This window comes from Janthinobacterium lividum (assembly GCF_011601275.1).
Classification (GTDB): domain Bacteria; phylum Pseudomonadota; class Gammaproteobacteria; order Burkholderiales; family Burkholderiaceae_D; genus Janthinobacterium; species Janthinobacterium lividum_E.
Genome location: NZ_JAAOLY010000001.1, coordinates 373016 through 394694, shown reverse-complemented (window position 1 = coordinate 394694; position 21679 = coordinate 373016). Strand labels below are relative to the sequence as shown.

21 protein-coding genes and 1 tRNA gene are annotated in these 21679 nt (G+C 63.4%); 10 read left to right on the top strand and 12 right to left on the bottom strand.

The window, feature by feature from the left end:
* Positions 1 to 2: 2 nt before the first annotated feature.
* Positions 3 to 1457 carry an NADP-dependent succinate-semialdehyde dehydrogenase gene (gene gabD / locus GYK42_RS01835; RefSeq protein ID WP_166446086.1) on the top strand — a complete coding sequence of 485 codons (1455 nt, stop codon included), beginning with the start codon at positions 3 to 5 and terminating at the stop codon, positions 1455 to 1457.
* 5 nt (positions 1458 to 1462) lie between these two features.
* Here the strand turns inward: gabD and GYK42_RS01830 are convergent, their stop codons facing one another.
* A complete protein-coding gene (locus GYK42_RS01830) occupies positions 1463 to 2587 on the bottom strand; it encodes an extracellular catalytic domain type 2 short-chain-length polyhydroxyalkanoate depolymerase (RefSeq protein ID WP_166446085.1) in 1125 nt (374 codons plus the stop codon).
* Between the two features lie 181 nt (positions 2588 to 2768).
* Here GYK42_RS01830 and GYK42_RS01825 point away from each other — a divergent pair, with 181 nt between their 5' ends.
* A complete protein-coding gene (locus tag GYK42_RS01825) occupies positions 2769 to 3368 on the top strand; it encodes a glutathione peroxidase (protein WP_166446084.1) in 600 nt (199 codons plus the stop codon).
* 115 nt (positions 3369 to 3483) lie between these two features.
* Positions 3484 to 3843 (top strand): DUF1428 domain-containing protein, encoded by a 360-nt coding sequence (locus GYK42_RS01820; protein WP_092713240.1) that lies wholly within the window; start codon positions 3484 to 3486, stop codon positions 3841 to 3843.
* An 84-nt stretch (positions 3844 to 3927) separates the two neighbouring features.
* Here GYK42_RS01820 and pabB read toward each other — a convergent pair whose 3' ends face one another.
* From pabB to GYK42_RS01805, 3 genes are all read right to left on the bottom strand, one after another.
* Positions 3928 to 5772: an aminodeoxychorismate synthase component I gene (pabB, locus tag GYK42_RS01815; protein ID WP_166446083.1), complete on the bottom strand. Its 1845-nt coding sequence runs from the start codon at positions 5770 to 5772 to the stop codon at positions 3928 to 3930.
* A gap of 21 nt (positions 5773 to 5793) precedes the next feature.
* Entirely contained in the window at positions 5794 to 6369 is a 576-nt protein-coding gene (slmA, locus tag GYK42_RS01810) for a nucleoid occlusion factor SlmA (protein WP_034752791.1), read from the bottom strand.
* Positions 6370 to 6471: 102 nt separating this feature from the next.
* Positions 6472 to 7206 (bottom strand): pyrimidine 5'-nucleotidase, encoded by a 735-nt coding sequence (locus GYK42_RS01805; protein WP_166446082.1) that lies wholly within the window; start codon positions 7204 to 7206, stop codon positions 6472 to 6474.
* A 90-nt stretch (positions 7207 to 7296) separates the two neighbouring features.
* Here GYK42_RS01805 and GYK42_RS01800 point away from each other — a divergent pair, with 90 nt between their 5' ends.
* Positions 7297 to 8166, top strand: coding sequence for a TraB/GumN family protein (locus GYK42_RS01800; RefSeq protein ID WP_240943374.1), 870 nt, complete (start codon positions 7297 to 7299; stop codon positions 8164 to 8166).
* A 161-nt stretch (positions 8167 to 8327) separates the two neighbouring features.
* Here GYK42_RS01800 and GYK42_RS01795 read toward each other — a convergent pair.
* Both GYK42_RS01795 and argB read right to left on the bottom strand, forming a co-directional pair.
* Positions 8328 to 8402, bottom strand: a tRNA-Thr gene (locus GYK42_RS01795).
* A gap of 65 nt (positions 8403 to 8467) precedes the next feature.
* A complete protein-coding gene (gene argB, locus GYK42_RS01790; protein ID WP_010393729.1) occupies positions 8468 to 9361 on the bottom strand; it encodes an acetylglutamate kinase in 894 nt (297 codons plus the stop codon).
* 231 nt (positions 9362 to 9592) lie between these two features.
* On the opposite strand from argB, the gene GYK42_RS01785 reads away from it, so the two are divergent.
* From GYK42_RS01785 to GYK42_RS01775, 3 genes are all read left to right on the top strand, one after another.
* The gene (locus tag GYK42_RS01785) at positions 9593 to 9790 is read left to right on the top strand and encodes a cysteine-rich CWC family protein (protein ID WP_166446080.1); all 198 of its coding nucleotides are present in this window, start codon (positions 9593 to 9595) and stop codon (positions 9788 to 9790) included.
* Between the two features lie 95 nt (positions 9791 to 9885).
* A complete protein-coding gene (locus GYK42_RS01780; protein WP_166446079.1) occupies positions 9886 to 12933 on the top strand; it encodes a response regulator in 3048 nt (1015 codons plus the stop codon).
* Positions 12934 to 12964: 31 nt separating this feature from the next.
* A complete protein-coding gene (locus tag GYK42_RS01775; RefSeq protein WP_166446078.1) occupies positions 12965 to 14116 on the top strand; it encodes a response regulator in 1152 nt (383 codons plus the stop codon).
* Here GYK42_RS01775 and GYK42_RS01770 read toward each other — a convergent pair.
* Entirely contained in the window at positions 14109 to 15377 is a 1269-nt protein-coding gene (locus tag GYK42_RS01770) for an extracellular catalytic domain type 1 short-chain-length polyhydroxyalkanoate depolymerase (RefSeq protein ID WP_240943372.1), read from the bottom strand. The two genes, GYK42_RS01775 and GYK42_RS01770, sit on opposite strands and share 8 nt — an antisense overlap.
* 54 nt (positions 15378 to 15431) lie before the next feature.
* Positions 15432 to 15845, bottom strand: a complete 414-nt coding sequence (locus GYK42_RS01765) for a CopG family transcriptional regulator (protein ID WP_101483396.1) — start codon at positions 15843 to 15845, stop codon at positions 15432 to 15434.
* A gap of 278 nt (positions 15846 to 16123) precedes the next feature.
* Between GYK42_RS01765 and GYK42_RS01760 the strand changes: the two genes are divergently transcribed.
* The 3 genes from GYK42_RS01760 to GYK42_RS01750 all read left to right on the top strand — a co-directional run bounded on the left by GYK42_RS01760 (position 16124) and on the right by GYK42_RS01750 (position 18340).
* On the top strand, positions 16124 to 16357 hold the full coding sequence (locus tag GYK42_RS01760) for a DUF1289 domain-containing protein (protein WP_240943371.1): 234 nt from the start codon (positions 16124 to 16126) through the stop codon (positions 16355 to 16357).
* A gap of 7 nt (positions 16358 to 16364) precedes the next feature.
* Positions 16365 to 17288 carry an MBL fold metallo-hydrolase gene (locus tag GYK42_RS01755; RefSeq protein ID WP_166446077.1) on the top strand — a complete coding sequence of 308 codons (924 nt, stop codon included), beginning with the start codon at positions 16365 to 16367 and terminating at the stop codon, positions 17286 to 17288.
* A gap of 98 nt (positions 17289 to 17386) precedes the next feature.
* Positions 17387 to 18340, top strand: coding sequence for an NAD(P)H-dependent flavin oxidoreductase (locus GYK42_RS01750; protein ID WP_166446076.1), 954 nt, complete (start codon positions 17387 to 17389; stop codon positions 18338 to 18340).
* 106 nt (positions 18341 to 18446) lie between these two features.
* Here GYK42_RS01750 and GYK42_RS01745 read toward each other — a convergent pair whose 3' ends face one another.
* The 4 genes from GYK42_RS01745 to GYK42_RS01730 all read right to left on the bottom strand — a co-directional run bounded on the left by GYK42_RS01745 (position 18447) and on the right by GYK42_RS01730 (position 21560).
* A complete protein-coding gene (locus GYK42_RS01745) occupies positions 18447 to 19028 on the bottom strand; it encodes a hypoxanthine-guanine phosphoribosyltransferase (protein WP_058049341.1) in 582 nt (193 codons plus the stop codon).
* 76 nt (positions 19029 to 19104) lie between these two features.
* Positions 19105 to 20361: a phenylacetate--CoA ligase family protein gene (locus GYK42_RS01740; protein WP_166446075.1), complete on the bottom strand. Its 1257-nt coding sequence runs from the start codon at positions 20359 to 20361 to the stop codon at positions 19105 to 19107.
* A complete protein-coding gene (locus GYK42_RS01735) occupies positions 20358 to 20717 on the bottom strand; it encodes an MmcQ/YjbR family DNA-binding protein (protein WP_166446074.1) in 360 nt (119 codons plus the stop codon). The genes GYK42_RS01740 and GYK42_RS01735 overlap by 4 nt, the downstream gene beginning before the upstream one ends.
* Positions 20718 to 20732: 15 nt before the next feature.
* Positions 20733 to 21560, bottom strand: a complete 828-nt coding sequence (locus tag GYK42_RS01730) for an ABC transporter ATP-binding protein (protein ID WP_046681884.1) — start codon at positions 21558 to 21560, stop codon at positions 20733 to 20735.
* Positions 21561 to 21679 lie beyond the last annotated feature (119 nt).

The window sequence follows — 21679 nt, the reverse complement described above, 5'->3', positions numbered from 1 at the left end:
TTATGCTGCAGTTGAAAGATCCTACCTTGTTGCGTCACCAGGCTTACGTGAATGGAGCCTGGGTCGATGCCGATGGTGGCCAGACGATTAACGTGAACAATCCCGCCACGGGCGAGCATATCGGCACGGTGCCCCTGATGGGCGCAGCCGAGACGCGCCGCGCCATTGAGGCGGCCAATGCCGCCTGGCCCGCCTGGCGCAAGAAGACGGCCAAGGAACGCGCGGCCGTGCTGCGCCGCTGGCATGACCTGATTCTGGACAACGCCGACGACCTGGCGCTGATCATGACCACCGAGCAGGGCAAGCCGCTGCCGGAAGCGAAGGGCGAAGTGCAGTTCGGCGCTTCGTTCATCGAGTGGTTTGCGGAAGAAGGCAAGCGCGTCGCGGGCGACACCCTGCAATCGCCATGGCCGGACCGCCGCCTCGTCATCACCAAGGAGCCGATCGGCGTGTGCGCCGCCATCACGCCATGGAACTTCCCTGCCGCCATGATCACGCGCAAGGTCGGCCCGGCCCTGGCCGCCGGCTGCCCGATGGTCCTGAAACCGGCTGAAGCAACACCGTTTTCCGCGCTGGCGCTGGCCGTGCTGGCCGAGCGCGCGGGCGTGCCTGCCGGCGTGTTCAGTATCGTCACGGGCGCGCCGAAAGACATCGGCGGCGAAATGACGTCGAACCCCATCGTGCGCAAGCTGACGTTTACGGGCTCGACCCAGGTGGGCCGTTTGCTTGCCGAGCAGTGCGCGCCGACGATCAAGAAGCTGTCGCTGGAACTGGGCGGCAATGCGCCGTTCATCGTCTTCGACGACGCCGACCTGGACGCGGCCGTGGAAGGCGCCATCGCCTCGAAATACCGCAATGCGGGCCAGACCTGCGTGTGCGCCAACCGCCTGTACGTGCAGGACAGCGTGTATGACGCGTTTGCCGACAAGCTGGTGGCCGCCGTGGCCAAGCTGAAGGTGGGCAATGGCATCGAGGCGGGCGTCACGCAAGGCCCGCTGATCGACGCCAAGGCCGTCGCCAAGGTGGAAGAGCACGTGGCCGATGCGCTGTCCAAGGGCGGGCGCCTGCTGGCCGGCGGCAAGCGCCATGCGCTGGGCAACGGCTTCTTCGAGCCGACCATCATCGCCGACGTGACGAACGACATGCGCGTGGCCACGGAAGAAACCTTCGGCCCGCTGGCGCCCCTGTTCCGCTTCAAGACGGACGATGAAGTCATCGCCCTGGCCAATGACACGGAATTCGGCCTGGCCGCCTACTTCTATTCGCGCGACATCGGCCGTATCTGGCGCGTGGCCGAAGGCCTGGAAACGGGCATGGTTGGCGTCAACACGGGCCTGATCTCGAACGAGATCGCCCCCTTCGGCGGCGTCAAGCAATCGGGCCTGGGCCGTGAAGGGTCGACCTACGGTATCGAAGATTATCTCGTTATCAAATACATCTGCATGGGCGGTATCTAAGCCGCTTAACGCGAGCCGCGGCGCGCAGCCAACCGGTCCAGCATGCCCTTGACCGCTTCCATCTGCGTGCCGCTCTTGCGGTAGAAATCCGGGTCGATCGGATTGATGCTGGTGTAGCCCCAGAAATCCCAGCAGCCTTTCGGGTTGTACGGGTAGACGGGGCTCGGTTCGGCTTGCGGATACAGCACGATGATCTTGTTGGCGTCCGCCACCTGGTTGTAGCCGGTGCTGGTATAGAAACGGTCGCCGATGGCCTGCGTCGTTTGCAGGCAGCCGTGGAACACCACGTGCACGCGGCAGCTTTCGCTGTCGCAGGCTTTCGGGATGTAGGCGTAGCCCGTATTGTTCATGCTCGAGTACGCGTTCTGGATGAAGCTGCGCTGGTTGAAGGCGATCAGCTTGCCCGTCAGGGTGGTCGCCGACGGTTGCAGGTCCGGGTACAGGTGCTGCAGGATGTCGCGCGCCTGCGTGTAGTCGCAGTCGTTGATGAAGGGTGACTCCGTCACGGCGCAAGGCTTGTCGGCATTGCTGTCGGTCAGAATGGCGTGGCCCGCGCCCAGCGTGTCGACGAAGCGGATCTGCGCCGCCGGCGTGCCCGCCAGTTGATAGAATTTCCCCACCTGCTCCACCACCGGCCGCGTCACGGTCTGGTCTTTCGTTCCGCTGAACAGATACACGCGCTGGCGTTTCAGGTTGGCCGTGTCGTCGATGAGACGGTCACGCGCAAAATCGTTTGCCGCGCGCAGCAATTCGCTGGCGACAGGCGGCGCCACCTGCGCACTGCCGGGATTCATGCAGGTGCTCAAGGCATTCGTCAGGTAGGGAATGTAGGGGAAGCGGCCCGGCTGGCCCGAGCAGAAATATGGGCCGCCCGCGATGATGCCGGCGCCGGCCACCGTGGCCGAGTAGGCGACGGCAAACTGCGCCGCCATGAAGCCGCCCGAGGACAGGCCGGACACCGTGGTCTGGCTCAGGTCGGCCTGGTAGGCGGGCAGGGCGGGTGCATCCTTGGTCGCGGCGGGCTTGACGGCTTTGGCCGTCGTGGCGGCGTGCGCGCCGCCTGGCGCCAGGATGAGCAGGCTGGCGGCCAGCAGGGCGGTGGGTAATGCGGTCAGGTGCGGGAAGGGCATGGCGACTCCACAAGGCAGGGAAAGGGACAGGAAGGCCGAGCATAGGTAAAAAAACTGTGCTTTGGGCAAGTACTGCGCCGTCGTTGATGTCGCTCAAGCAATCGCTGTTGTTGTCCGTCTTGCACGCGCGCGCGGCGTTTGACATAGAATGGTTTTTTTCCGTTCAACCATGGTGCCCTTCATGTCCAAGACCCTTGCCCAGCTGTTTGCGCTCACCACCCTTGCCGCCGGCGCCAGCCTGGCCGTGCCGGCCCATGCCGCCGACACCGCGACAGCTGTCGCTGCCGCTGCGCCGGCCGCTTGCCCCGCCATCCTCAAGCAGACCTTCAACCGCCTGCAGGATGAGGCGCCGCAAAACCTGTGCCAGTACGCAGGCAAGGTCGTGCTGGTGGTGAATACGGCCAGTTATTGCGGTTTTACCAATCAATATGAAGGGCTCGAGGCGCTGTACGCCAAGTACGGCAGCAAGGGCCTGGTGGTGCTGGGCTTCCCGTCAAACGATTTCGGCAAGCAGGAACCGGGCAACAGCAAGGAAATCGCCGATTTCTGCTACAACACCTATGGCGTGAAGTTCCCCATGTTTTCGAAGTCGGTCGTCTCCGGTCCCGCACCGAACCCGCTGTACGTGGATTTGATCAAGCAGACGGGCAAGACCCCGGCCTGGAATTTCCATAAATACCTGATCGACCGCCACGGCAAAGTGGTGGAAAGCTTCCCCAGCAAGGTGACGCCGGACGACAAGAAACTCGTTGGCGCGGTGGAAAAAGCACTGGCGCTGTAAGTTGCCGACACACAAGCAGGCTTGAACGCCTGCTTTTTTTTAATGCCGCGCTTGTCGCATTGCCATCATTGTCCTAAGCTGGTTGTTCGCGTTTGTCACAACAAAGGAGAACATCATGGCGTATGTCGATGGATTTGTCGTGCCCGTACCGAAAGCCAAGCTCGATGCCTACCTGGCCATGTCGCGCAGCTGCGGCGCCGTCTGGCGAGAGTACGGCGCGCTGGAATTTCGCGAATGCGTGGGCGACGATGTCAAGCCGGGCAAGCTGACCTCGTTCCCGCAGGCGGTGGACTTGCAGGATGGCGAAGTGGTGGTGTTTTCATGGATCGTGTATGAGTCGCGCGCCAAGCGCGATGAAATCAACGACAAGGTCATGAAAGATCCGCGTCTGGCCGAGATGATGGATCCGGCCAAGCTGCCGTTCGATGGCAAGCGGATGATCTACGGCGGCTATGAAATGCAGGTGGATATCTAGCGGCTGAAACAGTCCATGGCGGCGTTGCAGTGCCTCGTCGTGCGTTCGCACTGCCTTCGGCAATGCGCCTTGCCCTGAACGGTTTCAGGCGCTAGCGATAATCTGTGCCGGCATCGCCCCGCGCAGCGCATTGCACACGACGATGGCTTCGGCCCGTGCCAGCATGGCGCGCGTGATGATGGTTTCCTGCGCGTTCCAGGCAGGATCGGCCAGCATGGCCGCGCGCTGCACGCCGGGCAGCAGGCCGCAGGACAGGGGCGGCGTATGCCAGCGGCCATCGAGCTGCACGAAGACATTGCTGCGCCCGCCCTCCGTCAGTTCGCCACGCTCGTTAAAGAACAGCATGTCGAAGCCGCCTTGCGCCTCGGCCGCGCGCCAGGCAGAGTCGTAGCGCGCGCGCACGCTGCTCTTGTGGCGCAGGAACAGGTCGTCGGCAATCGTTGTGTCGGGCGACAGCATGACGTTGACCGTCCCCGGCAAGGCGGTGAGCGCGCCGCTTTGCGTCGTGAACTGGCCGTCCTGGCGCAGCGCCAGGCGCAGGCGAAAAAGGACATCGTCGGGGCGTGCCGCGCAGGCCGCCTGCAGCGCGGCGCGGGCAGCGGTGGCATCCCAGCTAAAACCGAAGTAGGCGCTGGAGGCGGCCAGGCGCGCCAGGTGGTGCTCCTGCAGGCGGCAGCCATGGTCGCGGCTCGCATGCAGGGTCTCGAACAGTTCGAAGTCGTTCGTGAGGCCCGTGAGGAAGCGGGCCTTGAGCTGGCATTCCGCAAATTCCTCGTGCGGGTCGCTGTCGAGCACGATGCCGGCGCCCACGCCCATCTCGCCGCGCCGGATACCGCCAGGCCCAGCCGGCTGCAGGGCCAGGGTGCGGATCGGCACGGACATGCAGAAGTCGCCCACAGCGTGGGCAGCACCGGCGCCCGGCGGGTCGAACCAGCCGATGGCGCCCGTATAAATGCCGCGTGGCGCCCCTTCCAGTTCGGCGATGATTTCCATGGTGCGGCGTTTCGGCGCGCCCGTGATCGAGCCGCATGGATACAAGGCCTGGAAGATGTCGGCCAGGCTGGCGTCGTCGCGCAGGCGTGCCTGCACGGTAGAGGTCATTTGCAGCACGCTGCTGTAGCGCGTCACTTCGAACAGTGCGGGCACCTTGACGGAACCGGTGGCGGCGATGCGGCCGATGTCGTTGCGCAGCAAGTCGACGATCATCAGGTTTTCCGCGCGGTTTTTCGGGTCGCTGGCCAGGGCGGTGGCGCGGCGCGCGTTTTCTGCCGTTTGATCCGCAGGGGCGGCCGGCGCCGTGCCTTTCATGGGACGCGCCGTCAATTCTCCCTGCGCATGGCGCACGAACAGCTCCGGCGACAGCGACAGCAGGGCGCCCCCATCGGGCAGCATCACCAGCGCGCCGTAAGGCACGGGCTGGCGCGCGCGCAGCCGCGCATACAGGGCAAGGGGCGAACCGAAGGCGTCGAAGCGCAAACGGTACGTGTAGTTGACCTGATAGGTGTCGCCGGCCACGATGTAGTCGTGGATGCGGTGCAGCGCGCGCGTGAATTCGGCTTGATCCACGTTCGCGCGGATATCGGCCACGCCGGCAGGCGCGGCGTCCGCGCCGACGCGCGCGTCCAGCCACTGCGCCACCTCGTCCTGCGACAGCTGCGTGCAATGCTCAAAGACGAGCACTTGCGCCAGCGGCGGCGCATCAAGGCCGGCCGCGCGCGGCGGCATGGCCAGCAAGTGCGCACCCAGTTCGTAGCTGCACACGCTGACGGCGTACTGGCCGCGCTGTAAAGCCTCTTGCAGCCCTTCGAGCAGTGCCGGCCACTGTTGCTCCTCGGTGCACTGCAAGACCGCCGCCAGGCCCGTGTACAGGCGCGAACCGGCGCCGGGTGTGCTGGCGTCGTCGAGCAGGGCGAAGCAGTCGGTATGCATGGGGACAGCCGCGGCGGTGACTTACCCCAGCAGCATGGCGATTTGCAGCGCCGCTTCCTGGGATGGATTGATCTTGAAGCCGCTCTTGGCGTAGCGGTGCCAGCGCCCAATGACGAAGCTGACAATCAGGGTGGCGCGCGCCGCCACTTCGCTTTCCTTGCCATGGCCTTCGGCGGCGGCAACGCGCAAGGCCTGCTTGAGCGCCAGTTCCACGCGGTCGTAGAACTGGTTCATGCGCACTTGCAGGCGCTCGTCCTCATTGACCAGCGCATCGCCGATGAGCACGCGCGTCATGCCCGGATTGCTGATGGCGAAATTGAGCAGCATGCCGATGATGTCGCGCGTCTGCGTCATGCCGTCGCTGTGCTTTTCCGCGATCTGGTTGATCAGGCCGAAGACGCTCGACTCGATGAATTCGATCAGCCCTTCGAACATTTGCGCCTTGCTGGCGAAATGGCGGTACAGGGCCGCTTCCGATACGGTCAGTCTGGCCGCCAGTGCGGCGGTGGTGATCTTTTCGCCTTTCGGCTGCTCCAGCATTGCGGCGAGGGCCTGAAGAATTTGTAGCCTGCGTTGGCCCGGCGGTGTGCTTGCCATATTTTCTCTTGTCGTTAAAAAAAATGCTGCCTTGATGGGGAGGTCCGTCACCGCCGCTAGCGGTGCGGCTTCCAGCGTCAACCGGAAGCCCAGGAGTCCCCTTCAACGCAGACGGTGAAGGCGGCGTGCCAAATGCCGGACAGATTTTACTTTGACATCGACGTAAGCGGGGCGATTTAACGCCTTGGGCAACTTCGCCACGCCGATCGGATCGGCTATTTTCAGGTATTGCGTGATCCAGGCCGTGCGCAGGCCCAGTTTTTTCGCACCCTTCAGGTTGGCCAGGGTGTCTTCCACCAGGATGCAGCGGCCGGGGCGGATGTGGTGCTTGCGCATCAGTTTGCGCAGCATCAGGGTCGATGGCTTGGGCCGCAACTGGCGGTGCACATGCATCGCTTCGATGGCGACGTGGTGTGAAAAATGCCGGCGCAAGCCCAGGTGGCGCATCACGTCGCTCGAATAGCGCAGCGGCGCGTTGGTGAGTAAAATTTTACGGCCAGGCAGGCGTTTGAGTAAAGCCCCCAGCCCCCGCTCGGCGCGTATCATCGCGCGCAAATCGTCGAACGCATGCGTCTCGTGCAGAAAATGCGCGGCCTGCACCTGATGGTGCTTGACCATGCCCAGCAAGGTGGCGCCATAGCGGCGCCAGTAGGCCGCGCGCGCCGCATTGACGATAGCGTCGTCGGCCGGCGTCACGCCGTCGCCCAGTACGCGGGCAATATAGGTATTCATATTGGCCGTGATGGTGGGGAAGATGGCGTGCGAGGCATTGTGCAGCGTGTTGTCGAGGTCAAACAGCCAGACCGGCGACGAGCGGTTAAGATGGGACACAGGCACAGGAGTCTTTGCTAGCGAGAGAAGATGAAAAATTCAACAATCAGGAAAACCATGCGACGCCAGATTATAGTGATGTTTTGCGGATTATTCTTGCCACCGTTGCAGGCGGCCTTGGCCGAAGCGCCGCCAGTGGCGCAAAACCGTGGCGCCCTGTTCAAGGTGCAGGACGCCAGTCACACCCTGTATCTGTTCGGTACCATCCACGTCGGCGCGCCCGATTTTTACCCGCTCGAGCCGACGGTGACGCAGGCATTGGACGGCGCCGGCGCGCTGGCGCTGGAGATCGATCCGGGCGCCGATCCGCGCAAGGCCGTCAGCGCCGTGCTGAAATACGGCATGGAGGCGCCGGGCGGCAAAGTGCCTGCCGACTGCCGCCAGACCCTGGCGCCGCGTCTGGCGCCGCTGTTGCAAAAATACGGCATCGCGCCCGAAGCGGTGGCGCCGATGAAGCCGTGGATGCTGGCCAGCGTGCTGGCCATCGGCGAATTTTCCACGCTTGGCTACCGCTCCGACCTGGCCGTCGACAATTACCTGTCGCAGCAAGCCAAGGCGCGCAAGATCCCCGTGGTGGAACTCGAATCGATGGAAGGCCAGATGGCGCTGTTCGGCGCGATGACGCCGGTTGACCAGTGTCGCTTCCTGGAAGACGGCGTGGCGTCGATCGAGGACCAGGAACAAAGCCAGGAAGCACGCGACATCGCCAACGCCTGGCGCAACGCCGACGCGGCCGCCTTCGACAAGCTGGCGGCAAAGGCGGCAACAGACCCCTCGTTCGCCGCGCAGTTCGTGCAAAAGGTGTTGCTGGATGGCCGCAACCCGGCCCTGGCCGACGGCATCGCCAAACTCCTGGCGCGCGAAAAGCACAGCCTGGCCGCCATCGGCGTGCTGCACCTGGTCGGAGAAAAAAGCGTGCCGGACTTGCTGCGTCAAAAGGGCTTGAAGGTCGAGCGGGTGTATTGAAGAACTGCTGAAGAGGTAAAACTGGCTTAGCCGCGCAACAAACGGCGGCAGAGTAGATGAAAAGTGTTCAGGGCAAGGCGCCGAGACGAAGACAGTACGCATGGTCGGCGAGGAAGGACAACGCTGCCATGGACAGTTTTTCAGCTGCGGGGAAAGGATACTGGTGCCCTTGACGTGGATCGAACACGTGGCCTCTCCCTTACCAAGGGAGTGCTCTACCACTGAGCTACAAGGGCAAATTAAAAGCGGCGCCAGGTGATCTGCGCCGCCAAACTACTCGCTGTGATGCATTGCGATTTTTTTAGTGCGAACGGATCATAGTACCAAAAGCCTGCTCGGTCAACACTTCCAGCAATAATGAGTGTTCGATGCGGCCGTCGATGATGTGCACCGTGTTCACGCCGGACTTGGCGGCGTCGAGCGCGGACGAGATCTTCGGCAGCATGCCACCCGAGATCGTGCCATCGGCGAACATCTCGTCGATTTCGCGCGCGGACAGGTCGGTTACCAGGTTGCCCTGCTTGTCCTGGACGCCGGCGATGTTGGTCATCATGATCAGCTTTTCCGCTTTCAGGATTTCCGCGATCTTGCCCGCCACGACGTCGGCGTTGATGTTGTAGGCCTGGCCATCCTGGCCGAAACCGATAGGCGAGATGATGGGAATGAAGGCGTCGTCCTGCAGCGCCTTGACGACGGCCGGGTTGATCGCGTCGATCTCGCCCACAAAACCGATGTCGAGGAATTCGCCCGGATGTTCGCGGTCCGGCATTTGCATCTTGCGCGCGCGGATCAAGCCGCCATCCTTGCCCGTCAGGCCTACTGCCTGGCCGCCGTAATGGTTGATCAGCATGACGATATCCTGCTGCACTTCGCCGCCCAGCACCCACTCCACCACTTCCATGGTTTCTTCATCGGTGATGCGCATGCCTTGCACGAAGGTGCCTTGCTTGCCGATTTTTTTCAGCGCGTTGTCGATCTGCGGTCCGCCGCCGTGTACCACGACGGGGTTCATGCCGACCAGCTTGAGCAGGATGACGTCGCGCGCGAAGCCGTGCTTCAGGCGTTCGTCCGTCATGGCGTTGCCACCGTATTTGATGACGATGGTCTTGCCGTGGAAATTGCGGATGTAGGGGAGGGCCTCGGCCAGAATCTGCGCCTTGATCTGCGGCGACACCGCCGTCAAGTCGTCATTCATGTCCAGGTTCAAGTTAGCTAGTTGATTCATGGCGAGTCCGGAAAATAGATTTGTGCGATTTTACAGGGAAGAAGAAAATCCTGGAGGCATTATAGGGCGATCTTGTTGTATTTTCCCTGATGATCCTATAGTCTGGCCCGATATGTCCCCCAGCCAGCCCTTTTACTGCCCGTTACATCTGCGTCGCCTCCCGGCGCAGCATGACACACACTTGCCATTTCAAACACAGCCATGAGCCAGTGCAGCCTGTGCGGCGCCACTTTCCAGTGCGGCCAGCTTGACCCGGACGCCAAGGAGCCCTGCTGGTGCGTCTCCCTGCCGCCGGCCGTTCCCGTGCCCGGCAGCGCCGCCATGGGCTGCTGGTGCCCCGCCTGCCTGCAAGCCCATATCGCCACCTTGACGCGCCCGGCAGCAACGCCGGTCAAATAAGCGCATCGGCGTGCTTTTTCCTTTGCAAAAGACCTTGCATTTTGTAGGGGAATACGTTCAGACTTCGATTTTCAAGAATTTCTTATAGGAAAGTCATGCGCTTCAGGGATATCAGTATCGGCGTGCGCATCAATGCCGGTTATGCCATGTTGATCGTGCTGATGCTGGTCGTCATCGTTCTCTCTGGCAGCCGCATCTATGCCATCCGCGCCGAGACGGACGATATCCTGCAGCGCGACTGGGTCGCCGCCAAGGCCACCAGCAAGATCCACGGGCTGGCGCGCGAGGCGGCCACGCGCATCGGCAACCTGCCGAACCAGCACGAGCTGGCGCTGCGCCAGGCGAACCAGGCGCGCCTGGAAGCGATCAAGCAAGGCATCGATGAGCAGGTGCGCATTCTCGACGGTCTCGATGCGCGGCCCGAGGAACGGCGCCTGCTGGAACAGATGCACCTGGCACGCGCCGACTACTATGTGTCGCTCAAGGCGATGTTCGAACTGGTCGAACGCGGCGAGCATGCCCGCGCCGAGCAGGCCGTGCAGACGCAGACCTTGCCGGTGCTGGAAAAAGTGCTGCTGTACGTGGGCCAGCTCGACGACTTGCAGCAGCAGCAGATCCGCGACAGCGCGGCACGGATACGCAACGACATCGGTACCTCGCTGCTGCTGATGGGCGGCATCGGCCTGGCGGCCTTGCTGACGGGTCTCGCCTTTGCGTGGTCGGCGCGCTCGATCACGCGTCCGCTGGGCGAGGCGGTGGCGATCGCCACGCGCGTGGCCAATGGCGACTTCAGTTCCGTCATCGAAGTGACGTCGCGCGACGAGACGGGCGAATTGCTCCAGGCGCTCAAGGACATGAGCACCAGCCTGGCCGTCGAGCAGGACCTGCGCCACGCCGTCGAAGTGGCCGAGGATGCGACCAAGATGAAGTCGGATTTCCTCGCCAATATGTCGCATGAAATCCGCACGCCGATGAACGGCATCATCGGCATGACCCACCTGGCGCTGCAGACGGAACTCACGTCGACCCAGCGCAACTACCTGGAAAAGGTGGAATCGGCGTCGAAGAACCTGCTGGCCATCATCGACGACATCCTCGATTTCTCGAAGATCGAGGCGGGCAAGATGGCCTTTGAAAAAGTCGATTTCTTCCTCGAGGACGTGCTGGCGCAGATCGCCGACCTGTCCGTGATGCGCGCGCAGGACAAGGGGCTCGAACTGTTGTTCGACATCGCCCCCGACGTGCCGAACGCCTTGCAGGGCGACCCGCTGCGCCTGGGCCAGGTGCTGATCAACCTGACCAACAACGCGATCAAATTTACGGACAAGGGCGAGATCGTCGTCACCATCCGCCTGCAGCAGCTGGAAGAACATGCGGCCGTGCTGCGCGTGGACGTGCGCGACACGGGCATCGGTCTGACGCCGCCCCAGCGCAGCAAATTGTTCCAGGCTTTTACGCAGGCCGACACCTCCACCACGCGCCACCATGGCGGCACGGGCCTGGGGCTGACCATCAGCAAGCGCCTGGTGGAAATGATGGAAGGCGAGATCGACCTGGTCAGCGAAGCGGGCGTGGGCAGCACCTTTTTCTTCACGGCCCGCTTCGGCCTGGCCGCCGTGCCGCGCGATAATTTGCTATTGCCGCAGCAATTCCAGGGCTTGCGCGTGCTGGTGGTCGACGACAATCCCAGCGCGCGTGAAATCTTCGTCAGCATGCTGACGGCGCTGGGCTTCGAGGCGCGTGCCGTGTCTGGCGGCGTGCTGGCCATCGGCTCCGTGGCGCAGGCGCGTGCCGAGGGGCGGCCGTACGGGCTGGTGCTGATGGACTGGAAAATGCCGGGCATGAACGGCCTCGATACCCTGGCCGGCATCCGCGCCGATGCCGCCGGCATCGATGCTACGCCGGCCTGCATCATGGTCACGGCCTTCCATCGCGAAGCGCTGCTGGAGGCGGCGCGCCAGCGCGACTTGCCGCTCGACGGCGTATTGAACAAGCCGATCAGCGCCTCGACCCTGCTCGACCAGATTGCGTTCGTGTTTGGCGGCGTGACGGGGCAGAGCCGCAAGACGCAGCGCCAGAGCAGCTACCGCGACGACGAACGCGCCCTGCGTGGCGCCTGGCTGCTGCTGGTCGAGGATAATGAAGTGAACCAGGAGGTGGCGCAGCATATCCTGAACGACGCCGGCATCCGTGTCGACATCGCGGGCAATGGCGCCATCGCGTTGGCGAAGATCGCGGAAAACGCCTATGACGGCGTGCTGATGGATTGCCAGATGCCGGTGATGGACGGCTACCAGGCGACGCGCAAACTGCGCCAGGATCCCCGTTATTCGAACTTGCCCGTGATCGCCATGACGGCCAATGCCATGGTGGGCGACAAGGAAAAATGCCTGGACGCCGGCATGAACGATTTCATCGCCAAGCCGATCGACGTGGCGCAGCTGTTCGGCACCCTGGCGCGCTGGATCGCGCCGGCCACGCCGCAGGAAATGGCGGCGGTGGTGGCGCAGCCGGAAGCGGAGCTGCCCGTGATCGCCGGCCTGAAAATGGCGGATGCCATGCGCCGCGTGGGCGGCAATGCCGCTTTGATGCGAAAATTGCTGGACCGCTTCGTGGAAACCCAGTTCGACGCCATGCAGCGCATCGTTGCCGCCATCGAAAACAACCAGCTGGAAACGGCGATCCGCGAAGCGCATACCCTGAAAGGCCTGGCCGGCAATATCGGCGCCGGCGGCCTGGCCGACAGCGCCGCGCGGGTCGAGCATTTGCTCAGCCTGGGCTCGCACGACGGCTTGCCGCAGGCGCTGGCCGCCTGCACCCTGGCGCTCGACGAGCTGGTGCCGAAGATCGTGCTGGCCATGCAGTCGCGCGGCCATGCGGCCGAGGCGGGCGGCGCGGTGGTGGCGCACGTGGCGCCGGTGGACCGGGCGCACCTGGAAGCGGGCTTGCGCGAACTGTCGCAGCTGCTGCTGCAGGACGATGCGCAGGCCGTCAAGCACCTCGACGGCATCGGTCCCGTGCTGGTGGCGGCAGGGCAGGCGGAACATGCGCGCCAGTTGAAGCGCATGCTGGGACAATACGATTTCGAAGGTGCGCTGGCGCAGCTGGGCGAAGTGGCCGATGCGCTGGAGCTGACACTGTGAGAAGGATAATGATGCAGAACGAAGGACGGGCATGAGAGCGCCGGCAAGCAAGCCAACCATCCTGGTGGTCGACGACACGCCAGACAATATCGACCTGCTGCGCGCGGTGCTGGAAGACGACTACCGCACCAAGATCGCCGTCAATGGCGAGCGCGCCCTGAAGATCGCCGCCGGCAGTGACCAGCCCGACCTGATCCTGCTCGACATCATGATGCCGGGCATGAGCGGCTACGACGTGTGCCGCGCGCTGAAGGCCGATCCCGCCACGGCCGGCATCCCCGTGATTTTCGTCACCGCCATGAGCGAAGTGGCGGACGAGCAGCTGGGCCTGGCCCTGGGCGCCGTCGACTACATCACCAAGCCGATCTCGGCGCCCATCGTGCTGGCGCGCATCAGGACGCAGCTGGCGATGAAGCAGATGCAGGATTTCCTGCGCGACCAGAATCATTACCTGGAAACGGAAGTGGAGCGCCGCGTGCAGGAAGTGGCGGCGCTGCAGGACGTCACCATCCACGCCATGGCCTCGCTGGCCGAGACGCGCGACAGCGAGACGGGCAATCATATCCGCCGCACTTCGCACTACCTGAAGGCGCTGGCCGAGAAGGTGCGCGGCTTGCCGCGTTTCCGCGATTTTTTGACGGACAAGAATATCGAACTGCTGTTCAAGACGGCGCCGTTGCACGACATCGGCAAGGTGGGCATCCCCGACCATATCCTGCTCAAGCCGGGACGTTTCGAGCCGCACGAAATGGCCATCATGAAGACGCACACCACCCTGGGGCGCGACGCCATCCTGGCGGCCGAGCACGAACTGGGCATCGAAGTCGATTTCCTCAAGTACGCGAAGGAGATCGCCTACAGCCACCATGAAAAATGGGATGGCAGCGGCTACCCGCAAGGGCTGGCTGGCGAAGACATCCCGATTTCGGCGCGCCTGATGGCGCTGGCCGACGTGTACGACGCCCTGATCAGCCGGCGCATCTACAAGCAGGGCATGGATCATGCGCAAGCCGTGCAGATCATCGTCGAGGGACGCGGTTCGCATTTCGACGCCGAGATCGTCGACGCCTTTTTGCAGATCCAGGATCAGTTCATCGCCATCTCCCACCGCTATGCCGACGGCGTATGCGAGATCGCCGACAAGCAGCGGCAGATCGCGCCCTATACCGAGAACATCAGCTGACGGTCTTGAAGAAGCGCAGCATTTCGCGGCTCGCGTCCGGGCCTTTTCCATCCGTATAGCTGCCGTTATCGCTGCCGCCGGACCACGCATGGCCGGCGCCGTGGATGACCCAGTACTCGCCCAGCGGCGAGCCGTCGGCCTGGCTGTGCGTGGTGCGCGTGTAGCGGTGGCCATTCGGCACGCTGCCGTCGATGGATGCGGCTTTGGCCGCCTTGCCGCCCGCCTGGCTGCGCACGCCCTGGGCGATCAGTTCATCGCCATTGCGCAGGTTGACGGTGGTGTCGCGGTCGCCATGGAAGACGATGATGGGCACGCCGCCGGCCGGCGCCTTGCGCTGGGCATTGGGCATGGCGCCGCCCTTCATGGCCGCCAGCGCCGACGGCAAGTCCTGCGCCGAAGCGAAGGGCAAGCCCGAATGCACGCCGACGGCGGCAAACAGGTCAGGGTACAAGGTGCCGACGATGACGGCCATGGCGCCGCCCGCCGACAGGCCGGCAACGAACACTTCGCGTTCATTCACAGGATATTCGTCGATCACTTGCCGGGCGATGCCGGCGATCAGCGACGGTTCGCCCTGGTCGCGCTGCTGGTCGATGGCGTTGAACCAGTTCCAGCAGCGCGAACTGTTGGCGCCCTGCGTTTGCGCCGGGTAGACGACAAAACATTCCTTTTCTTCGGCGAGCGCATTCATCTGCGTGCCGGCGGCGAAATCGTCGGGATTTTGCGTACAGCCGTGCAGCATCACGATCAGCGGCATGGCCTGGCCGTGGTAGCTGCTGGGGATGTACAGTTTGTAGGAGCGCGTGCCCGCATGGTTGCGGTACACGCCATCGATGAACTGCGCGCCAGCGGGGATCTCCACCGGCGTGGCGGCCGGCGCATTGAAACCGGGCGGGTGGAAATTCGGCAGTTCGAAGCTGGGCATGTCGAAGCTGTGCTGGCCCAGGCCGGCGGGCACGCCCAGGCGCGACATGAAATCCTGCGCGAAGTCCTGCGCCGCCTGTGCGGGCGTGGGTGGCGCGGCAGGCGTTTCTGGCGCGGCGGCAGCTTGCGGCTGCTCGGCTCTGGCTTGCGGCGCAGGTGGCGGATTAATGTCGCGCATCGGCTGTGGTGGCGGCGTTTGCGTGGCTGCCGCTTGCGGCGTCAGGCCGGCGGCGGACAGCGCCTGCTGGATCGCTTCGGTGGCGGCGGCGGGACCGCTGCCCATCAGATTGCGGGTTGCGGCGCGCATCTGCGCCAACATGTTGATAGGTAGTTTCATGACCATCCTTAACGGTGCAGCGCATCGGCCGGGTCATCGCCGCGAACCAATACGCTAGTGAATTCGCCCTGCGAGCGCCGTCTTGACGACGGTGCTGGCGTGCAGGGCACCTAATACGAAAATCGACTCGATGGTGGCCAGTGCCAGTTCCACGGAGACATCGCTGGCGATACTGGCCAGTCCCAGCACCTGTATCTGCAGGCGCTGGCCGGCTGCCTGGATCGCCTCCAGGTCGGCGCGCGAGTAATGCTGCATGCCCAATACCAGGCTTTTACGGGCGACGGTTTGTCTCACCACGTCGGCGTGGATACCGAGCTGGTTGCGTATGGCCGTACGGATCAGATCCGTACGGTTGGAATAAAATCCCTCCTGGACCAGCAGATCGATCTGCCCCAGGTCGATCAAGCCGAGGTTGATCGTGATTTTCTCGGATTCCCCAATTTTGGGCTTGCTGTCTTGCTTGGCCATATCTCTCCAAAAACTCCATGTGGCATCCAATTGCCATCTGTATGGATGGTAGTATAGTTGTGTAATATCCCAAGTCAAGCAGGATCTGGCCTGTTCGTGTTGTAGGACGGGCACGCGCAGAGTGAGAGTGCACCGCAAAATAAATTTCCCGAAGATGCGTTTTTGATCATTTTTACTCTGGAAAATATATTCACAGAAACATTGCATGACGATGCCGCCGACTCGCCGGCGCCGTTTCGCGGCATAATGAAAGCCTTCACGTTTACCGATGCCGCTCCATGATGGTCGCCAACCCACCTCCGCCAGCCGTTCCGCTCCCCTTGCCGTCGCCGGTACCGTCGCCCTGCGTCAGCCTGTGCAAGATGAACCGCAACAGCGGCTTGTGCGAAGGCTGTTTGCGCACGCTCGACGAGATCATCGCCTGGAGCCGTGCCGACGATGACTTCAAGCGCGCCGTGTGGGCCGAATTGCCAGGACGCGAATCACTGCTCGACTTCGAGCCCGACTACTGAGGAAGCCATGCCGCGATTGCCAGCGCTGTTCCCCGATGCCATGCAGGTGTTCGAACGCGGCTGGCTTTCGTCGAATAACATCCTGTTCCTGGGCCGGGACGACACGGCCCTGATCGACAGCGGCTATGTCACGCATGCGCCGCAAACCCTGGCCCTGCTGCGCCACAGTCTCGATGGCCGTCCGCTGGACCGCCTGTTCAACACCCATCTGCACTCCGATCATTGCGGCGGCAACGCGCTGCTGCAAGCGCAATACGGCTGCCATACGGCCATTCCCGTGTCGGAAGCGGACAAGGTGCGCGCGTGGGATGTCGACGCCCTGAGTTTTCAGGCCACGGGCCAGCAATGCCCGCGCTTCGGCTTTGACGCCACCGTCTCGCCCGGCGACACATTGACCTTGGCCGACATGCGCTGGCAAGCGCTGGGCGCGCCGGGCCACGACCCGCACTCGCTGATTTTTTACTGCGCCGAGGAGGGCATCCTGATCTCCGCCGACGCCCTGTGGGAAAACGGCTTTGGCGTGATCTTCCCCGAACTCGATGGCGGCTCCGGCTTTCCTGAAGCGCGCGCCACCCTGGACTTGATCGCCGGTCTGGACGTGCGCGTGGTGATCCCCGGCCACGGGCGGCCGTTCCAGGACGCCGCCGGCGCCTTGCAGCGCGCGTATTCGCGCCTCGATTACCTGGCGTCCGACCCCGTGCGCAATGCGCAGAACGCCGTAAAAGTGCTGCTGAAATTCCTGCTGCTGGAACGCCAGCGCATCGCCCTCGCCGACATACCGGCCCTGCTGCGCGGCATGCCCGTCTTCGAAGAGGCCAACCGGCGCTTCCTGCGCCAGGAATCGGCCGCGCTGGCCGAGTGGGCCGTTTCACAATTGATGCGGGCCACGGCGGCGCGTGTCGAGGGTGAGTACTTGCTTAACGAGGGCTGAAACGGTCAGGCGATAAATTCAGCACGATCGTACTTTTTCTGCACTATAATCAAGCTCAGTGTGTTTCTCATCCCGATCAACTTTCCAGCGAGTCCGCCATGGCATTGCCTGTTGCGTTGCAAAACCTCTCCTTACCCGTTATCGCTTCGCCGATGTTCATCGCCAGCGGCCCGGCCCTCGTCGCGGCGCAGTGCAAGGCCGGCATCGTCGGTTCGTTCCCGGCCCTGAACGCGCGTCCCGCCGAATTGCTCGACACATGGCTCACGGAGCTGCAGGCCGAACTGGCCGCTTTCCAGGCCGCCAATCCGGACAAGAAAGTCGGGCCGATCGCCGTCAATCAGATCGTGCACCAGTCGAACGACCGCCTCGCGCACGACGTGGAAGTGTGCGTGAAACACCGAATCCCCATCATCATTTCCTCGCTGCGCGCGCCGCCCAAGGAAATGCTCGACGCCATCCACAGTTATGGCGGCATCGTGCTGCATGACGTGATCTCGATCCGTCACGCGAAAAAGGCGCTGGAAGCCGGTGTCGATGGCTTGATCCTGGTGGCCAGCGGCGCCGGCGGCCACGCGGGCACCCTGTCGCCGTTCGCGCTGGTGGGCGAAGTGCGCAAATTCTTCGACGGCCCGCTGGCGCTGTCCGGCTCCATCGCCACGGGCGACGCCGTGCTGGCCGCGCAAGCGATGGGCGCCGACTTCGCCTACATCGGCTCGCGCTGGCTGGCGACCAAGGAATCGAACGTCAGCGACGGCTACCGCGATGCCATCGTCGATTCCAGCGCGGCGGACATCGTCTACACCAACCTGTTTACGGGCGTGCACGGCAATTACCTGAAAAAATCGATCGAAGCGGCCGGACTCGATCCGGAAGCCTTGCCCGTAGCGGACAAGAGCGCGATGAATTTCGGCTCCGGCAGCGCCAAGGCTTGGCGCGACATCTGGGGCGCGGGCCAGGGCGTGGGCTTGATGGACGACGTGCCGAGCGTGGAAGAGATGGTGGCGCGCCTGAAGGCCGAATACGATGCGGCGCGCGCGCGGTTGAAGTTGTAACACTGGTGGTAGTTGTCGGATTACGGCCTTTGGCCTAATCCGACCTACGCCACCGGGCACTGGTAGGTCGGATTAGCGCGCAGCGCGTAATCCGACAACACCGCCATCACTCCTGCTTCAAATCCTCAGGCTTGATGGCCCACAGCCCCGGCAGGTTGCGCCAGTAGCCATACGCATCCATGCCGAAGCCGACGACGAAGCGGTTCGGGATCACCAGGCCGACGATGTCGGCTTGCACGGGCTTTTTCTTGCCGATGGCCTTGTCGGCGAATACGGCCAGGATCACTTCCGAGGCACCCATGTCCAGCAAGCGCTGCTTGACGTGCGCCAGGGTTTCGCCTTCGTCGAGAATATCGTCGAGCACGATGACGGTGCGGCCCGCAACGTTCGAGCGGGGGATGACTTTCCACACCACTTCGCCACCCTTGTCGTCGTCGCCGTAGCGGCTCACGTGGATGTAGTCGAATTCGAGCGGAAAGCTCAGTTGCGGCAGCAGGCTGCCCGTAAATACGACGGCGCCGCCCATCACGCCCAGCACCAGCGGGAACTCTTTCGAGTCCTCGGCGTTGAAGCGCGTGTTGAGCACATCGGCCATGCGCGTGATCGACGCCTGCACGGCGTCTTGGTCGAACAGCAGTTCCGCGTTCTTGATCAGGTCACGGGCACGATTGTGATGAAATTCTTGCATGGACTCTTGCATGGCGATGAATGGGGCTGATGATGAATGCGGGTATTATCCCGCAAACGCCATCCGTGCGCTACGCCTAGCTGTAATCGCGCACATCGTCGATTATTTTCCCATCCTGTGCCAGGCTGCCCACGGCCACCAGCACCACTTCGCCGCGCAGCTTGGTCAGTTCGCGGATCGAGCCGATGATGGCCTCGGTGCCGCTGGCGTCATGGGGATTGTCGACTTCGCAATGCAAAGCCATTTCGTCGTTGGCCATGCGTCCCGATACCACCAGCCGCGCCTTCTTGATCTGCGGGTGGCGGCGCGCGATTTCATGCACTTGCGACGGATGCACGAACATGGCGCGCACCTTGGTGGTTTGATCGGCGCGTCCCATCCAGCCCTTGATGCGCGTATTCGTGCGGCCGCACGGCGACTCCGGCGTATCGACCAGCACGGCCGACAGATCGCCCGTGGCAAAGCGGATCAGCGGATAGTCGGCATTGAAGACGGTGACGACGACTTCGCCCACTTCGCCCGGCGCGACGGGAATGCCGCTGCCCGGGTGGACGATTTCCAGCAGCACGTTTTCGTCCACGACCATGCCTGGATTGAGCTTGCCATTGCTGGCCGTTTCATAGGCGATGCTGCCGATATCGGCCGAGGCATAGGTCTGGAACACGTGCGGCACACCGTTCGCGGCAAACCAGCTGCGCAGGGATTCGGGCAAGGCTTCCGCACCCATCACGGCCTTGGTGACGCTGCTGATGTCGGCGCCCATTTCGCGCGCCTTCTCGATGATCAGTTTCAGGAATGACGGCGTGCCGATATACGTGTCCGGCTTCAGGTCGACCATCGCCTGCACCTGCATTTCCGTCTGGCCGATGCCGGCCGGGATGACGGTGCAGCCGATGCGCGCGGCGCCCCCTTCGACCATGAAGGCGGCCGGCGTGAAGTGATACGAAAAGCAGTTTTGCAGCAAGCCGCCGGCGCGCACGCCGGCCGCGTACATGGGCCGCGCGAAGCGCCACCAGTCTGGGCCGCGCCCTTCCGGATCGAAGATGGGGCCGGGCGAGACAAAGACGCGCGACAGGGCGTTCTTCGGTGTCGTGTTCAAGCCGCCGAACGGCAGCGCGCCGTGCTGCAATTGCTTGAGGTCGGACTTGCGCGTGACGGGCAGCTGCGCCAGCGCGGCGCGGCTGGTGATGTCGGCCGCGTTGACGCCATCGAGGATGCGGGCCCAGCCCGGCGCCTGTTGCGCGCGCGCGATCAGCTGCGGCAGGCCGGCCATCAATTCGCGTTCGCGCGCTTCGGGGGCGCGTGCTTCCAGACTGTCGAGCGTATCGGTCATGTTGCGGATTCTCCAATGTCACGTTGCATTTTTTTCGTCAGCCCCGCAAAAATCAGGCTGTATGAGCGGCGCAGCAGGGCGGCCATTTCGTCGTCGTCGAGGGCGTCGGGACTGGCGACCAGTACCCATCTGGCCCGCGCCAGGTAGGGCGCCGGGCGAAAGCCGGTGCGGTCCGTCAATTCCAGGAAGCGCTCCGCATCGACCTTGAAGCTCATGCCGCGCGTGCTGTGCGCTTCCGCGCCGCACAGGGCGAACAGCTTGCCGCCGACGCAAAACGCCAGCACGTTGCTCCACTTGATGTCTTCGGTCGCGCCAGGAAAGCCGCGGCACACTTGCTTCGCCCGTTCCAGGTCCATGACTTGCCTCCCGCGTCAGGCCAGCCAGCGCTTGCGGCGGCGGTAGAACTTCATGTCGCGGAAGCTCTTGCGCCCGGCGCTGGACACGCCCAGGTAAAACTCTTTGACGTCTTCGTTGCTGGCCAGTTCCTGGGCTTGCCCTTCCATCACGACCCGTCCGTTTTCCAGGATGTAGCCGAAGTCGGCGTAGCGCAGGGCCACGTTGGTGTTCTGTTCGGCCAGCAGGAAAGACACGTTTTCCTTGTGGTTCAAATCCTTGACGATGCCGAAGATCTCTTCGACGATCTGCGGCGCGATGCCCATCGAGGGCTCGTCCAATAAAATCATCGACGGCTTGGCCATCAGCGCGCGGCCGATGGCGCACATCTGCTGTTCGCCGCCCGAGGTGTAGCCGGCCTGGCTGCTGCGCCGCGTTTTCAGGCGCGGAAAGTAGTGGTAGACCTTGTCCAGCGCGTCTTTCAGTTCGCCGCGCGACAGGCTGCGCGTGTAGGCGCCCGTCAGCAGGTTTTCCTCGATGGTCAGGTGGCCGAAACAGTGGCGCCCTTCCATCACCTGCGACAGGCCCCGCTTGACCAGTTCATTCGGCGTCAATTGGTCCACGCGCTCGCCCTTGAACTGGACTTCGCCCTTGGTGACGTCGCCCCGTTCGCCGCGCAGCAGGGTCGAGATGGTTTTCAGGGTGGTCGACTTGCCGGCGCCGTTGGCACCCAGGAGCGCCACGATCTTGCCCTGCGGGACTTGCAGCGACACGCCCTTCAGAACCAGGATCACGTGGTCGTAGATGACTTCGATGTTGTTCACCGACAGGTAGGGCGGCGGTGTTTCAGTGGCAGTATGGTTCATGGCTGCTTCGTTTTCATAGGTGGTGGTGCTTGTCGGATTACGGCCTGCGGCCTGATCCGACCTACTTCGTATCCAGGTAGGTCGGGTTAGCGCGTGGCGCGTAACCCGACACCATCCCG